Genomic DNA, 14,428 nt, shown 5'->3' with positions numbered 1-14,428 from the left:
GAACAATTCCAGACTGGCGCTGCATAATAGATGAATTCAGGCGTCAAGTTTGCATGCGCGATTGCGCGCACCGGGATCAGCGGCGCGCTTTCTGTGGGAAGCGACATTAGATAAGTTCGCATGATCGATCAGGAGCGGCCCACCATGTCACGACCAGCCCCGGTTCTTGCATCCGTCGCGTTCGCCCGGTTCGACACCGACGCCGATGCCAAGCTTTCGGCGCTCAGGCGCACCAAGTTCGCTGCCACTGCAGCACTTGCGTTTTGCGTGCTGATCTTTGCGGCGGCGAAATCGTTCGAGAGCCGGCATGCGTGGTTGGGCTTTGTTGCCGCTTTCGCCGAGGCAGCGACGATCGGCGGGCTGGCCGACTGGTATGCGGTGGTAGCGCTGTTTCGGCGGCCACTCGGCCTGCCGATCCCGCATACGGCTATCATCCCGGAGAACCAGAACCGAATCGCCGACAATCTCGGCCGCTTCATCGAGGTCAATTTCCTGGCGCCGGAGCCGGTGCGCGAAAAGCTCGCCGAAGTCGATTTTTCCGCGCTGGTCGCGGACTGGCTGGCCGACCCGAACCGCGCCGCCGACCTGTCGCGTTTTGTCGGCCGGCTGGTGCCGCAGACGCTGGCGGCGGTCGAGCAATCCGGACTGCGCGGCTTCGTCACCAGCCGTATGCTGGAGCAGATCGAAAAGGTGCCGCTGGCGCCGCTCGCCGCCGAGTTGCTGTCGGCGCTGACTGACGATCGCCGCCACCAGAAACTATTCGACGAGTTCACCAAGGTGGTCGGCCGCTTCTTGAGCGACGAGCAGGCGCTGGCGACGATGCGCGAGAAGATCCGCGAGGAACTGCCGTCGCTGTTCAACCTGTTTCGCGCCGACGCCTATCTGTTGAAGAAGATCGTTGCGTCGGCCGGCTCGCTGCTCGATGAAGTGCGCGCCGATCCGCACCATCCAATGCGCGCCGAATTTGACCTTTTCGTCGCGACTTTCGTCGAGCGGCTGAGGACATCCAAACAATATGCCAGGCGCGCCGAAAAGCTGAAGCGAGATTTCCTCGCCCGGCCGGAACTCAGCGCTCTGGCCGGCGACATGTGGGAGAGCCTGCGGCTGTTCATCGAGCAGGACGCCAAGGCGCCGAATTCGATGATCCGCGACCATCTCGCCACCATGTTCGTCGAGGTCGGCCGCCATCTTGCCGACGACGCGCAGATCAGGGCCGACATGAACCAGGGGTTCATCGTGGCGCTGGCATCCTTCGTCGAAAGCCAGAAGAGCGGCGTGTCCAAATTCATCGCCGACCAGGTCAAGCGCTGGGACCTCGCGCAACTGACAAGGCTGATCGAGATGAACATCGGCAAGGACCTGCAATATATCCGCTTCAACGGCATGATCATCGGTGGCCTTGCCGGGCTCGTGCTCTACACCGCCGAACGGCTGTTTCTCGTCGGCTGACCTCGTCCGAATGGACCGCTGAGCTTCGCTGCACTATCTTCCGTGCAGTGGCGGCGTTCACGGCAACAGGGGGAGAGTACCAGCATGGCAAAACGACCGGATTCCGAGTCCTTTATCGACATGTTCGGCAAGTTCGGCCGCGACCTGAAGCTGCCGAATGTCGATGTCGAGGCGATCCTCGCCCACCACGCCAAGAACCTGGAAGCGCTGGAGAAGTCGGCCAGGGCGAGTGCCGCCGGAGCGTCGGCGCTGTTGTCCAGGCAACGCGAGATGCTACAGGACACGCTGCGCGAAATCACCGACATGGCACAAAACTACAGGGCGCCCGGCAATCCCCAGGAAATGATGCAGAAGCAGGCGGCGTTCGCCAGGAGATCCTTCGAGACCGCGCTGAAGAATGCCGGCGAGATGGCCGAACTGGCGAGGGCGTCCGGCACCGAATCCATCGAAATCCTGCGCAGCCGCATCAAGGAGGCGATGGAGGAGATCCGCGCCGGCCACGACAAGAAATAAGCTGTTCCCCAGCAGCACGCTTGCCGGCGGCGAAGACTGGCGGTTCGCGGCCGAAGATTATGGGCTGGAATCGCACTGGCGAATTGACAGGGGCGGCCCGTCGTGGTCCGGAACAGGCAAGCGATCGGGAAAGCAGGAATGACGCAGATACGGCCCACGACGCCGCCGACCTTCGAGCAACTCAGGGCGATGGCCGGGCAGGAATTAGGCGTCTCGGACTGGACGCTGGTCGATCAGCACCGCATCGACCAGTTTGCCGAATGCACGGGCGATCATCAATGGATCCATGTCGATCCCGAGCGGGCGAAGCGGCAAAGCCCGTTTCGCACCACGATCGCGCATGGCTATCTGACCCTGTCGATCATCGGCGCGCTGGCGCTTGAGATGGGCATCGTACCCGAAAACACGCAGGCCGCTTTCAACTACGGTTTCGACAAAGTGCGTTTCGTGGCGCCAGTCAGGGTCGGCTCGCGAATCAGGCTGCGCACCACGCTGTTGTCGATGGAAGACAAAGGCCCGGGGCAATATCTGATGAAGGCTTCCAATACGGTCGAGATCGAAGGCGAGCAGAGGCCGGCGCTGACCGCCGAGACGCTCGTCATGCTTTACGCACGCCGCAAGCGGGCCGGCACCTGAGAGACCGTTTGGAAACTCTACTCTGGCGGCCATCTGATCGCGTTTTCTGCGCTTCCGGCCTTCGCCGGCCGAAGCACCGATCAGCGGTCGTGGCAGTTAAGGCTACGGCCGGCGTAGGCCGGTGCTCACGGACCTAAATGTCCGCTGCGCTCCGGTTCTCGAAACCACCACCATATGACTCGCCAGAGCGAATTTCGAAACAGTCTCCGAGGACACGGGCTCAGACAGGCGTGCGGCGGTGCAAATCAGCGCGACATCGCCTGTTCAAGCGCCCTGAAAATCCGGTCGTCTCCGGACTGGGCGACGTTGAAGCGCATGAAACGGCTGGCCGACCGAGACAGGCTGAACGCATTGCCGGGCGCAAGCACGACGTTGGCCGACAAAGCGTGACGGGCGACATCCGCGGCATCTATCCCCTCCGGCAGCCTGCACCACAAAAACATGCCGGCCGGCTGATCTATCCATGGCACGATGCCGATGGCCTTCAGGCGGGCGCTGGTTTCTTCCACGGCGCGCGAGAGCCGCGCGCGCAGCAGATCGACGTGCTTGCGATAGAGGCCGTCCTTCAGCAGCGTCAGCACCAGTTCGGATGCAAGCCGCCCGCTGCCAAAGGACGTGGCGATCTTGAGATCGGTCAATCCTTCCATCCAGTCGCGAGGAGCGGCGATGAAGCCGCAGCGCACCGATGCCGAAAGCGTCTTGGAGAAGCTTCCGATATGGATGACCCGGCTGAGACCGTCGAAGGCCGCCAGCCGGGGCGCGGGCGTATGTTCGAAATCGGCGAAGATATCGTCCTCGATAATCGTCAGCCCCGACTGGTCGGCGAGCTTCAGCAGCCGATGGGCGGCGACGGGCGACAATATCGCGCCGGTCGGATTGTGGAGCGCGGAATTGGTGATGTAGAGGCGCGGCCGGTGCTCGTTCAGCGCTTGCGCGAACAGCTCGATGTCCGGCCCCGAGCGTGTGTAGGGAACGCTGATCACCTTGGCCCGATGGGCGCGCAACAGGGCATGGAAGTTGAAATAGCAGGGATCGTCGACCAACACGGTGTCACCCGGTTCGAGCAGAAACCTACACAGCAGGTCGATCGCCTGGGTGCCCGATTCCGTCAGCATGATCTGGTCCGGGGAGGCTTCGATACCGTGCTCGGCCATGCGCCGCGCCAGCAGATGGCGCAGCGCCGGCAAGCCGAGCGGCGTGCCGTAATCGGTCAGCGCGGCATCGTCGGCGCGGGCCATGGTCCGCAGTGCGCGGCGCAATCCGGCCTCGGGCATCCATGCGGCCGGCAACCAGCCGCAACCGGGTTTGAGCACATTGTCGCCAGCTTCCAGCGATTGGCGCGAGACCCACAGCGGGTCGACAGCACGGTCAAGCCTGGGGCCGATCTCGGCCAGTGACAGCGGAGCCAGCGATCCGGCGGCATAGAAACCCGAGCCCGGCCGCGAGCGGATCATGCCTTCCGCCGCAAGACGCTCATAGGCTTCGACCACGGTGGATTTGGAAACCTGCATGGCCTTGGCGAAAGCCCGGATCGAAGGCAGCCGCATTCCCGGTGTCAGGCTGCGCGCGGCGATCCTGTGCCTGATCGTCGCCATGACGGTTTCGACAAGCGTCCGGCTGCCCTCATCTGTTGTCGTCTGCTCGTCCATCCGTACTGCTCAGCCTACCATGACGGTTTTGTCGAACTGTACCTCATTGTCTCTGGCGGAGCCATACGCCCGGCCCGATAGAGGGCGAAACGAGCGGGGCATCGATGGACAAGGCGGTGAGTGGTGGGGCGGCGAGTAGCTGGGCGGCGAGCGGCTGGGTCAACGGGTTCATAGGCGTGCTGATCTTCAGCGGTTCGCTTCCGGCGACGCGCGTGGCGGTGATGGATTTCGATCCGGTGTTCGTGACGGTCGCCCGTGCGGCTTCGGCGGGCATTCTCGGCCTCGCGCTGCTGCTCGTTTTTCGCCAGAAGCGACCGGAGCGGCAAGATCTGTTCTCGCTGGCGATCGTCGCGCTTGGCGTCGTGGTCGGCTTTCCCCTGCTGACAGCGCTGGCGCTCAAGCACATCAATTCGGCTCACTCGATCATTTTCGTCGGCCTGTTGCCGTTGGCGACCGCGATCTTCGGCGTGGTTCGAGGCGGTGATCGCCCGAAACCGGCGTTCTGGCTGTTCTCGTGTCTCGGCAGCGCCCTTGTTGCCGGTTTTGCAGTGACGCATGGCCTCTCGGTCTCGCCGCTCGGCGACATCTTGATGCTGGCCGCCATCATCGTGTGCGGATTGGGCTATGCCGAAGGAGCGGCGCTGTCGCGCAAGCTCGGCGGCTGGCAGGTGATCTCGTGGGCGCTGGTGCTGTCGCTGCCGGTCATGCTGGCGCTGACGTTCATCACCATGCCGCCGTCGCTCGAAAGTGCCGGCAGGGGCGCGTGGATAGGTTTGGCGTATGTGTCGCTGTTCAGCATGCTGATCGGTTTCGTGTTCTGGTATCGCGGCCTGGCGCAAGGCGGCATCGCCGCGGTCGGGCAGCTGCAACTGCTGCAGCCTTTCTTCGGCCTTGGGCTGGCGGCAGCGCTGCTGCATGAGCAGGTCAGTCCCGCCATGATCGCCGTCACCGCCGCCGTCGTGCTTTGCGTCGTCGGCGCCAAGAGATATGCGAGATAGGTGCGCCGGCGCAGTCTTGAACTCGATACAATCGCGTCCAGTTGATACCAAGAGCTGCCGACCTGGCGGAACGGCGTCTCCGAGGCGCCGAATCGGCCAGCGTGGCGCAAGGCGCGAAGTGGGCCTTGCGCGGCGTGGAGAAAAAGGGGCAATTTTGGTGCCTGGGATCCAGAAGATACGCTTGTCCTCGGGTGGCGAGGTGGCCGTCCGGACGGCTGGTGATGCTTCCGAACCCGCGCTCGTGCTGCTGCACGGCTTTCCTAGCTCGTCGCGGACGTTTCGCGACGTGATCGCGCCGCTCTCCGGCAGCGTCTATGTCGTGGCGCCGGACCTGCCGGGCTTCGGCGCATCCGATCTGCCGCCCGAGCCGTCGTTCGACATGCTGGCCAGCGCGATTGAAGAGCTGCTCTCGCGTCTCAACGTTGGCCGCAGGTTTCTCTATTTGCATGATTTCGGAGCCCCGGTAGCGCTTCATCTCGCCATGCGCGCCCCGGAACTCGTCGAAGGCCTTGTCGTCCAGAATGCCAATGCCCACCGCTCCGGCTTTGGTTCGCAATGGGCAGACACATTGGACTTCTGGGCTGAGCCGAATGCGGCGAATGAGCAGGCCGCCACCGCCCATCTCACCCTCGAGGGAACCCGCGACCAGTACGTCGCCGGCCTGCCAGCCGAGATCGCGGCGCAGATCGATCCAGGTGGTTGGATTGAAGACTGGCGGGTTATGTGCCTGCCGGGACGACTTGATCTGCAGAAGGCGCTCATTGCCGACTACGGCCGATATGTCGACCGGTTCGCGGCGGTGGCTGATTATCTGGCGAAGCGTCAACCCCGAGCGATGCTTCTTTGGGGTCGCCACGATGCCTTCTTCGACATTGCAGAGGTTCAATCGTGGCTTATGGATCTTCCCCGGATGGAGGCCCACGTCTTCGACGCAGGCCATTTCCTTCTGGAGACGCATGCGCTCAGGGCTGCTGAACTGATGCTGGAGTTCGTCGCTGGCGGCTCAGCTAAGCGCGCTGGCCGCGGCGACCAGAAATAATCGCAATGATCAAAGCCGCCACCACCAGGGCCGTCGCGACCTGGAAAGTGACCTGCATGCCGCGTGCGGCTGCCGCAGATGCCAATACCTGCCGACCGGTGCCTTCGCCTCCGCCAGCCGATGCGAAGGCAAACACCGCGCCCATCACCGACGCACCGGTGATCAGGCCGAGATTGCGCGACAGATTGAGCAGGCCGGAGACGACGCCGCGCTGGTCGGACGCGACGCCGGTCATCACGGCTGAATTGTTGGCGGTCTGAAACAGGCTGTAGCCGGTGCAGACGATGATGATTGGCACGACATAGCCGGCAATACCGAATTCCGCCTGCGACAGAATGAAGATACCAATGGCGAGATCGAGCAGGCCGACGATCATCATCCGGTGCGCCCCGAAACGATCGACCAGGCGTCCGGCCGGCAGCGCCGCCAAGGCCGTAACCAGAGGGCCGGCCGACAGAACCAGCCCGACCATGGCTGCGTCCAGCCCAAGCGCGCGCGACAGATAGAATGGCGCGACCACCAGCGTCGCCATCATCACGGTGGCGACGACCAGGCTCATGGCGAGGCTTGCGTTCAAGGCGCTATCGCGGAACCTCGCAGGCTGGATCAAAGGGTTCTCGGCGCTTGTCTGCGCAATGACGAACAGCAGGCCACCCACGGCAGCGGCAATCAGCAAGCCGACATTGAGAGAACCAAAACTGCCGCGCCCAAGGGTCATGGCGAGCGCATAGGCGGCTAGCGTCAGCGCGAGCAAAGCCGTGCCGATGCCGTCGAAACGGCGGCGATCCGGTTCCGCTGACTTTTTTCCAGCCGGCAGGACGCGACGGGCGAGCGCGAAGGCCAGCGCCCCCAACGGCAGATTGATGAGGAAGATCGCTCGCCAGCCGAGACCGGCGATCAGCAGTCCGCCAAGCGAGGGGCCAAGCGTGGTGCCGATCGCGGACATGGCGCCGAGCAGGCCCATGGCGCTGCCGGTTTTTTCCCGGGGAACCGTGTCGGCGATAAAGGTCAGCGTCAGAGCCATCATGACGGCCGCGCCGAGCCCCTGTGCCGCCCTTGCGGCAATCAGCAGCCAGAGCGTCGGCGCGAGCCCGCAAAGCACCGATGCGAAGGTGAACAGGCCAATGCCGCCGAGCAATAGCGGGCGGCGGCCGAATATATCGGCGAGTCGCCCGGCGCTGACGATCAAGGTGGTGATGGCGAGCAGATAGGCAAGAACGACCCATTGCACGAGCTGGAACGATGCGCCGAATGCCTGCATCAGCGATGGCAGCCCGACGCTGGCGATGCTGGTGGCGAGCGACGACAGCAGCGTTGAAAGCGACAGGCTGGCCAACGCCCATCGGGCCGAGCGGACGCTCACCGGGGCCGTTTCATTCCCGATCTTTTCAGCCCCGGCCTTTTCAGCCCAGCTCTTTTCAGACCAAGTCTTTTCAGCGGTCGATGCCACGGTGAACTCCTCTGCCGGCAAGCCCCCAAAATCGGAGCTGTCGGAAGCTATTCCTCTGCTTGATGTGGCGGAAGGCGCAGTATTTGCATCTTATTCGTGCATGAAACGCCACGTCACCGCTGAGCTGTGTTATGGTCCTTCCATGTCGTCACCCGATCTCAATCTGCTTGTCGCTCTCGATGTGCTGCTGAGCGAGGGCAGCGTCGCCCGTGCTGCCGCGCGGCTGCACCTCAGTCCGTCGGCGATGAGCCGGACGCTGGCGCGGCTGCGCCAAGCGACAGGCGATCCATTGCTGGTCCGGGCCGGCCGTGGCCTGGTTGCGACACCGCGCGCGCAGGAATTGCAGCAGCAGGCAGGCCGCGTCGTGCAGGAAGCTGAAGCGCTCCTGCGCCCGGCCACCTTGCTCGACCTCTCATGCCTCGACAGCGTTTTTACGCTGCGCGCCAATGAAAGCTTCGTCGAGGAGTTCGCGCCGCGTCTCGTCGCCCGTATCGAAGCGGATGCGTCTGGCGTGCAGCTGCGTTTTGCGCCGAAATCCGACAAGAACGACATGTCGCTGCGCGACGCAGGGATTGATCTCGAAATCGGGGTTGCCGGTGAAACGAGCCCTGAAATGCGTATTCAGGCGCTGTTTCGCGACCGCTTCATCGGTGCGGTGCGAATGGGCCATGAGCTGAGCGAGGGTCCGGTGACGCCGGCCCGCTATGCGGCCGGCCGCCACATCAGCGTTTCGCGGCGTGGTCGCGAAAAAGGCCCGATCGACGAGGCCTTGAAACTGCTGGGTCTCCAGCGGACGATTGTGTGCATGGTTTCCAGCTTCTCGGCCACGCTCGCCATGGCGCGCGCCTCCGATTTGATCGCCAGCGTCCCCGAGCGGCACACGCTAGGCGCGCGCACGGGCATGTTCAGCTTTCCGTTGCCGGTCGACGTTGCCGAGGTCACGATCTCGATGCTCTGGCATCCGCGGCTCGACGCCGATCCGGCGCAACGCTGGTTACGCGCCTGCGTGCGGGAAGTCTGCGCCTTTCTCCGCTAATCCAGAGTCGGGTCGCTGATCTAGAATCGGGTCACCACGCCGATGCCGATGCCTTCGAAGCCGCCCATAGCCATCAATGCGGCCGGCGCTTCCTCGAGGCTGATCTTCTTGCCGACCAGCAGTTCGGGCTTAAGCTTGCCGGTGCGGATCATCTCCATCATCGCCTGATAGCGGAAAGCCTGCATGCCGTGGCTGCCGCGGATCTCGAGCTCGAAGGCGATCACCTTGTCCATCGGTATCTGCGGCCTGGCATGCTCGCCGAGCATCAGGCCGACCTGCACATGGCGGCCGCGCCGGCGCAGGTTCGCGATCGAGTTGAACGACGTCGTCGGATGGCCGAGCGCGTCCATCGACATATGCGCGCCGCCATTGGTGATCTGCTTGACTGCCTTGACCACGTTCGGCGTCTTTGCCGCGTTGATCGTCGCCACCGCGCCGATCGTTTTGGCGAAGTCCAGCTTCTCGTCGGTCAGGTCGATGGCAACGACATTGGCGCCCATGGCGCTGGCGATCATGATCGCCGACAGGCCGACGCCGCCGCAGCCATGCACGGCCACCCATTCGCCGGGCGTCACCCGGCCCTGGTCGACGATGGCGCGGAACGAGGTGACGAAGCGGCAGCCGAGGCTGGCGGCGGTGGCGAATTCCATCTCGTCGGGCAAGCGCACGAGATTGGTGTCGGCGTGGTCGATGGCGACATATTCGGCGAACGAGCCCCAAGCGGTGAAGCCGGGCTGGAACTGGTGCTCGCAGACCTGGTGGTTGCCCGAGGTGCATTCGGAGCAGCGGCCGCAGCCGACGGCGAACGGCACGGTGACGCGCTCGCCGGTCTTCCAGCGGGTCACCTGGCTGCCTGTGGAGACCACGACGCCTGCCAGCTCGTGGCCCGGCACATGCGGCAGGCGGATGCCGTCGTCGTGGCCCATCCAGCCATGCCAATCGCTGCGGCAAAGGCCAGTCGCCTCGACCTTGATGACGACGCCTTCCGGCGAAGGCGTCGGATCCGGCACGGTCTGGATCGTCGGCGCCTCGCCGAATTTTTCGAAGACGACGGCTTTCATCGGCAGTTCCTCATCACTTCATGCAATTTGCGGTCTACTCGGCATCGATCTGGTTCTCCGGCGCCGCCTTCTGGAACGCCGGCAGCGCCATGCAGGCGGCGTTGATGCGCGCGATCGTCGGGTAGGGCGTCATATCGACGCCGAAACGGGCATTGCTGGTGACCTGTGCGACCAGGTAGATATCGGCTAGCCCCGGCGTGTCGCCATGGCAAAAGGTCTTTGTCTCGGGCGGGGAAGCCAGAATCTTTTCAAGCGGCTGGAAACCTTCGTTCACCCAATGCCGGAACCAGTTGGCGACGTCCTGGTCGCCGGCGCCGAACAGCGTGCGCAACGAGGTCAGCACGCGCAGATTGTTCACCGGATGGATGTCGCAGGCGATCATCTGCGCCAGCATCCTGACGCGGGCGCGGCCAGGCGCATCCTTGGGCAGCAATGGCGGCTCGGGCGTGGTCTCGTCGAGATATTCGATGATCGCCAGTGATTGCGTCAGCAGCGTGCCGTCGCCCAGGATCAGAGCCGGCACCAGACCTTGCGGATTGACCGCGAGATAGGCGGGTTCGAGATGCTCGCCGTGGCGCAGATGATGCGGCACGTATTCGTAGGCGAGGCCCTTCATCTCCAGCGCGATCCGCACCCGGTAAGACGTCGAGGAGCGGTAGTAATTGTGAAGGACGATGTCGCTCATCGGATCACGGGCCCGGTTGGCCGATGGTCAGCTCGATTTCGCCGATGCCGTCGACGCCGCCGGTGATCTTTTCGCCCGGCCCGACCGCGCCGACGCCGGCCGGCGTGCCGGTGAAGATCAGGTCGCCGGGCTTAAGTTCTACCGCCTCGCTGCAAATCGAGACGATGTCGGGAACCGGCCAGATCAGTTCGGCGAGGTCGCCGTCCTGCCTGATCTTGCCGTTGACGGCGAGCCAGATACGGCCCTTTTCGGGATGGCCGGATGTTTGTGCCGGAACCAGCGGGCCGCAGGGCGCCGAACGGTCGAAGGCTTTCGACCAGTCCCACGGTCGTGCCGCCTTCTTCGCCTCGTCCTGAAGGTCGCGGCGGGTCAGGTCGACACCGACGCCGTAGCCCCAGACATGGTTCAGCGCCCGCTCGCGCCGGATGCGGAAGCCGGCTCCGCCGATCGCGACGACTAGCTCGATTTCGTGATGCAGGTTTTGGGTCAGCGGCGGGTAGGGGATGATCGTGCCCGAACCGACCGCCGCATCGACCACTGCGTCGCCTGGCTTGGTGAAGAAGAAGGGCGGGTCGCGCTCATCATTGCCGAGCTCGCGGGCATGGGCGGCGTAGTTGCGGCCGACGCAGAAGATGCGACGCACCGCAAAACGCCGCGGCGAGCCGGCGACGGCCACCGACGGGGTTGCGGGCAGGGGGAGGGCGAAGTCTGTCATGCACTGTCTCTGCTTCAGTGAATCTGTCGCCGGCACATTCGGCCGATTTGGATCACCGGGCAAGGCATTGCATTTCAGAAGAGCTACGCCCCGCCGCGCGGCGCGGCCTGAATTTAGTCGCTCGTGTCCTCGTCCGTGCCCTGGCGGGCGGGCTCGGAGAGCCTTGCGTCCGAAACCAACCACTCAGCCACGATCAGCCCGTGAGGCGCGCACGAAACAACGTGGAGCCGTCCGTCAGGCGCGACCTGGAGATATCCCGGAATCCAGCCTCGGTCATCCATGCGCGATACTGACCTTCAGTGTACGATTCGCCGTGGCGATAGAGGTTCAAGAAGGTGAGATTCAGAAAGACACCCTCAGGCGGGCCGAGGCGGTCGTCATCGACGACACCCCACCCCGCAATTGCGATCTCGCCTCCGGGTGTGAGGCAACGCGCCGCGTTCAGGATCGAACTGCGCGCCTGGTCCGGCGGAAGGACCTGGACGACGGCCTTCAGGATCGCCAGGTCGTGCCGACCGATCGATGGTGCGACAGTTATGTCCCCCTCTTCGACAACCACGTCGTCGGCACCGTATTCTGACAGGATATCTGGCGCGACCGCTGCCACCGTTGGGAGTTCCATCAGCGTCGCCGCAATCTGCGGCCGCCGCTCGCGAAGTCCGACGAGAATGGTCCCGGAGCCCCCGCCGATGTCGATCACCGAACCGATCGCAGAGAGGTCCATCTCCCGGGCCAGATGTCGGCCGAAAATCACCCCGCCCGGTGCGAGCAGGCGGCTGAAGGCCGCCGCGGCCTCGGGCCCCGCTTCGGAAAAGTCGTGCAGCGCAGCCGGCCGGTTCTGTCGCAGCGACTCTGCGGTCAGCAGGTCGGCTCCCCAGAGCTCGCGCAGGAGCGCATGATCGCCGCCGCGGTAGGTCGGTTTGGACGCGTCGAGGAAGGCCGACGCTTCGGCTCCATTGCGAAATTGACCATCCTTGACTTCGAGGAGACCGATGCTGGCGAGCGCGTAGAGGAGCCGCGACAGACGATCGGGCTCGACTTTGAGCGCGGCCCCAAGGCTGTCGGCAGTCACCGCGCTGCCGCCGAGCCGGGTGAAGATGCCGAGGTCCAGCCCGGCGCGAAGCGCCAAGGCGGGGGGCACCGCTGCGATCAGGTTGTCGATCCGATCAGAATCCACCATGCCACATTCCCTTCCGCGATCCAGAACCGACTTTGAGCTCAACTTGCTGGTTACACCGCATATGTGACACTTCCGTTCGGCATGTCCGTCCACCAGTTTGGTGACAGACCCTCTCTTTATCGAAGGAGAAACACAAGGCCTTCCACCGGCGCCGGCGACAATGGCCTCTTCCGTTCGAAGGAGATCGAGGCGGCGCTCGCCGGAAGCTTCGTGGCCTCGGCACTGGCCGGCGTTAAAGTCGCGGCGGATAATTTGATGAGCGACATGAATGGTCGGCCGACTACCGCGCCAGTCTCGTGGCTGCCGCCAACGCCTGAGACCACCGACCTTCGGTTTTGGGAACGGGGCCTTAACGGCCCTTTTCTGTCCGTCCCGTACTTCGGGCGTGTCGTTATCTCGCACTTGCACAAAGTTCTGGTGCGCTGCAATATAGCTGGAGGAATGCGGCCTCCAGCCCGCCTTTCGCAGAAGGGACCGGCATGACGGACATCTCCGCGGCGCGTCTTGTCGTGTCCAGGCCTGTCGCCGATAGCTCGGCAAGAACCAGGCTTGCCTATCTCGACGGCTGGCGTGGCCTGTCGATCGCGCTGGTGCTGATCGGCCATTTCTTCCCCGTTCCCGGCATCAATCTCGGCGTCCTGGGCGTCGAATTCTTCTTCGTGCTCAGCGGCCGGCTGATGGCCGAGATCCTGTTCGTCGAACACTATCCGCTGAAGAAATTCTTCAAGCGCCGGTTCTCCCGCATCTACCCGGCACTGATGGTTTTCGTCGTCGCCGCGGTGGTTGCCTTGTCCGGCACATTCATCGCCTTCAAGTGGAAGGCGGCGCTGACGGCGCTGACGTTCACTTACAACTACGCCGGAATTCTCGTCACCCGCGCCGGCGCGCTCGACCATATCTGGTCGCTCTGCGTCGAAGAGCACGCCTATGTCATCCTGGCGCTGATCGGCGTCGTCGTCTCGGGGCAGTCCCGGGTCATCGTGCTGCTCGGCGCATTGTCGGTGCTGGCCATGGCAAACGGCGCCATCTCCTACTGGGTGCTCGGAATAGGCTACGAGTCCACCTATTGGCGCACCGACGTGCACATCGCCTCGATCCTGCTGTCAGCGGTGATATGCCTGCTCAAGGCCGACGACAGGCTGCCGGCGCTGCTCAAGGGCCCACATGTCGCCCTGGCGGCCGCTGTCGTGGCGGTTCTAGTGTTCATGGCTGCCGTGCCAACCCCGATCCACTATCTGGTCGCGGTGCCGCTGTTGGCCCTCGCCGTCAACTCGCTCGACTTCAGCAGTTGGTACCTGACCGGGTTTCTATCCTCCCGGCCGATGACGATGCTGGGGCTGTGGTCGTATTCGCTCTATCTTTGGCAGCAGCCCTTTTATCAATTCGTCGACATACAAGGCAGTTCGCCGTGGCTGATGTTGGCGGCGGCGTTCGCTTGCGCTCTGTGCAGCTACTACATCGTCGAAAAGCCGACCCGCTCCTGGCTGAACCGCAATTGGTAGGGCGAGGCGGCTGCCGTTCAGCCGGCGATCCGTCTTAGATAATACCGCACGGCTTTCTTGCCGCCGTGGATTACCGCGTCGCCCACTTCCATGAAGCCGAGTGCCGCGTGGAAGGCGTCCGAAGCCGGATTGGGTGGCTCGGCATTGACCTCGCAAGTGACGATCGCCTGGCCGGCGCGTGACGCCTGCTCGAACAGATCCTCGTACAGCCGGCGGGCATGACCCCGGCCGCGCGCATTGGCGCCGACCACGACGCGATCGACATAGACGAAGCGCGGATAGCGCTCGCGAAACCACAGGAAATTCGGGCTGTCGTAGCTTGCGTCCTGGTCGAAGGTCATGATGAAGGCTTCGAGTGCACCGATACGGCGCGCGTAAAACGCTTCGCCAAGCAGGAAGGAAAGGCGCTCAGGTTCGAGCCATGATAATTCCGCAGCGTGCTCGTTGTTGAGCGCGAGGATTGCGGGCTCATCCCGCGGCAAAACCAGCTCGATCGGCAATCGCGTTTCAATCAT

The 14,428-nt window shown here is 63.8% G+C and carries 14 protein-coding genes; 7 read left to right on the top strand and 7 right to left on the bottom strand.

Features of this window, described 5'->3' with window-relative positions; genetic code table 11:
- Positions 1-144: 144 nt before the first annotated feature.
- From NKI01_RS01805 to NKI01_RS01795, 3 genes are all read left to right on the top strand, one after another.
- On the top strand, positions 145-1,449 hold the full coding sequence (locus tag NKI01_RS01805) for a DUF445 domain-containing protein (RefSeq protein WP_023720011.1): 1,305 nt from the start codon (positions 145-147) through the stop codon (positions 1,447-1,449).
- Positions 1,450-1,533: 84 nt separating this feature from the next.
- On the top strand, positions 1,534-1,962 hold the full coding sequence (locus NKI01_RS01800) for a phasin family protein (RefSeq protein WP_023720012.1): 429 nt from the start codon (positions 1,534-1,536) through the stop codon (positions 1,960-1,962).
- A gap of 138 nt (positions 1,963-2,100) precedes the next feature.
- The gene (locus NKI01_RS01795; RefSeq protein WP_023720013.1) at positions 2,101-2,598 is read left to right on the top strand and encodes a MaoC family dehydratase; all 498 of its coding nucleotides are present in this window, start codon (positions 2,101-2,103) and stop codon (positions 2,596-2,598) included.
- A 245-nt stretch (positions 2,599-2,843) separates the two neighbouring features.
- Here the strand turns inward: NKI01_RS01795 and NKI01_RS01790 are convergent, their stop codons facing one another.
- Complete coding sequence (locus tag NKI01_RS01790; RefSeq protein ID WP_352484216.1) at positions 2,844-4,247, bottom strand: aminotransferase-like domain-containing protein; 1,404 nt, start codon at positions 4,245-4,247, stop codon at positions 2,844-2,846.
- Positions 4,248-4,351: 104 nt separating this feature from the next.
- Here NKI01_RS01790 and NKI01_RS01785 point away from each other — a divergent pair, with 104 nt between their 5' ends.
- Positions 4,352-5,245 carry a DMT family transporter gene (locus NKI01_RS01785; protein WP_352643872.1) on the top strand — a complete coding sequence of 298 codons (894 nt, stop codon included), beginning with the start codon at positions 4,352-4,354 and terminating at the stop codon, positions 5,243-5,245.
- Positions 5,246-5,426: 181 nt separating this feature from the next.
- The gene (locus NKI01_RS01780; protein WP_023720016.1) at positions 5,427-6,284 is read left to right on the top strand and encodes an alpha/beta fold hydrolase; all 858 of its coding nucleotides are present in this window, start codon (positions 5,427-5,429) and stop codon (positions 6,282-6,284) included.
- On the opposite strand, the gene NKI01_RS01775 is transcribed toward NKI01_RS01780, so the two are convergent.
- The gene (locus NKI01_RS01775; protein ID WP_352961754.1) at positions 6,253-7,668 is read right to left on the bottom strand and encodes an MFS transporter; all 1,416 of its coding nucleotides are present in this window, start codon (positions 7,666-7,668) and stop codon (positions 6,253-6,255) included. The two genes, NKI01_RS01780 and NKI01_RS01775, sit on opposite strands and share 32 nt — an antisense overlap.
- A gap of 208 nt (positions 7,669-7,876) precedes the next feature.
- On the opposite strand from NKI01_RS01775, the gene NKI01_RS01770 reads away from it, so the two are divergent.
- A complete protein-coding gene (locus tag NKI01_RS01770) occupies positions 7,877-8,770 on the top strand; it encodes a LysR family transcriptional regulator (RefSeq protein WP_352495984.1) in 894 nt (297 codons plus the stop codon).
- Between the two features lie 20 nt (positions 8,771-8,790).
- Here NKI01_RS01770 and NKI01_RS01765 read toward each other — a convergent pair whose 3' ends face one another.
- From NKI01_RS01765 to NKI01_RS01750, 4 genes are all read right to left on the bottom strand, one after another.
- Positions 8,791-9,831: a zinc-dependent alcohol dehydrogenase family protein gene (locus NKI01_RS01765; protein WP_023720018.1), complete on the bottom strand. Its 1,041-nt coding sequence runs from the start codon at positions 9,829-9,831 to the stop codon at positions 8,791-8,793.
- A 34-nt stretch (positions 9,832-9,865) separates the two neighbouring features.
- Entirely contained in the window at positions 9,866-10,516 is a 651-nt protein-coding gene (gene maiA / locus NKI01_RS01760; protein ID WP_352961633.1) for a maleylacetoacetate isomerase, read from the bottom strand.
- Between the two features lie 4 nt (positions 10,517-10,520).
- The gene (locus NKI01_RS01755) at positions 10,521-11,231 is read right to left on the bottom strand and encodes a fumarylacetoacetate hydrolase family protein (RefSeq protein WP_352495986.1); all 711 of its coding nucleotides are present in this window, start codon (positions 11,229-11,231) and stop codon (positions 10,521-10,523) included.
- Positions 11,232-11,424: 193 nt separating this feature from the next.
- Positions 11,425-12,411, bottom strand: coding sequence for a methyltransferase (locus NKI01_RS01750; RefSeq protein WP_352484221.1), 987 nt, complete (start codon positions 12,409-12,411; stop codon positions 11,425-11,427).
- Between the two features lie 479 nt (positions 12,412-12,890).
- Between NKI01_RS01750 and NKI01_RS01740 the strand changes: the two genes are divergently transcribed.
- On the top strand, positions 12,891-13,913 hold the full coding sequence (locus NKI01_RS01740) for an acyltransferase family protein (protein ID WP_023720021.1): 1,023 nt from the start codon (positions 12,891-12,893) through the stop codon (positions 13,911-13,913).
- 17 nt (positions 13,914-13,930) lie between these two features.
- Here NKI01_RS01740 and NKI01_RS01735 read toward each other — a convergent pair whose 3' ends face one another.
- Positions 13,931-14,428, bottom strand: a complete 498-nt coding sequence (locus NKI01_RS01735; RefSeq protein WP_023720022.1) for a GNAT family N-acetyltransferase — start codon at positions 14,426-14,428, stop codon at positions 13,931-13,933.

The organism is Mesorhizobium sp. M0815 (assembly GCF_040319995.1).
GTDB lineage: Bacteria > Pseudomonadota > Alphaproteobacteria > Rhizobiales > Rhizobiaceae > Mesorhizobium.
This window is presented reverse-complemented; position numbering and strand designations above follow the sequence as displayed.

Coding starts and splice junctions, on each gene's coding strand:
- NKI01_RS01805 (WP_023720011.1), top strand. CDS start 145: ATGTCACGACCAGCCCCGGTTCTTGCATCCGTCGCGTTCGCCCGGTTC.
- NKI01_RS01755 (WP_352495986.1), bottom strand. CDS start 11,231: ATGACAGACTTCGCCCTCCCCCTGCCCGCAACCCCGTCGGTGGCCGTC.
- NKI01_RS01740 (WP_023720021.1), top strand. CDS start 12,891: ATGACGGACATCTCCGCGGCGCGTCTTGTCGTGTCCAGGCCTGTCGCC.
- NKI01_RS01765 (WP_023720018.1), bottom strand. CDS start 9,831: ATGAAAGCCGTCGTCTTCGAAAAATTCGGCGAGGCGCCGACGATCCAG.
- maiA (WP_352961633.1), bottom strand. CDS start 10,516: ATGAGCGACATCGTCCTTCACAATTACTACCGCTCCTCGACGTCTTAC.
- NKI01_RS01785 (WP_352643872.1), top strand. CDS start 4,352: ATGGACAAGGCGGTGAGTGGTGGGGCGGCGAGTAGCTGGGCGGCGAGC.
- NKI01_RS01790 (WP_352484216.1), bottom strand. CDS start 4,247: ATGGACGAGCAGACGACAACAGATGAGGGCAGCCGGACGCTTGTCGAA.
- NKI01_RS01750 (WP_352484221.1), bottom strand. CDS start 12,411: ATGGTGGATTCTGATCGGATCGACAACCTGATCGCAGCGGTGCCCCCC.
- NKI01_RS01735 (WP_023720022.1), bottom strand. CDS start 14,428: ATGATTGAAACGCGATTGCCGATCGAGCTGGTTTTGCCGCGGGATGAG.
- NKI01_RS01770 (WP_352495984.1), top strand. CDS start 7,877: ATGTCGTCACCCGATCTCAATCTGCTTGTCGCTCTCGATGTGCTGCTG.
- NKI01_RS01795 (WP_023720013.1), top strand. CDS start 2,101: ATGACGCAGATACGGCCCACGACGCCGCCGACCTTCGAGCAACTCAGG.
- NKI01_RS01800 (WP_023720012.1), top strand. CDS start 1,534: ATGGCAAAACGACCGGATTCCGAGTCCTTTATCGACATGTTCGGCAAG.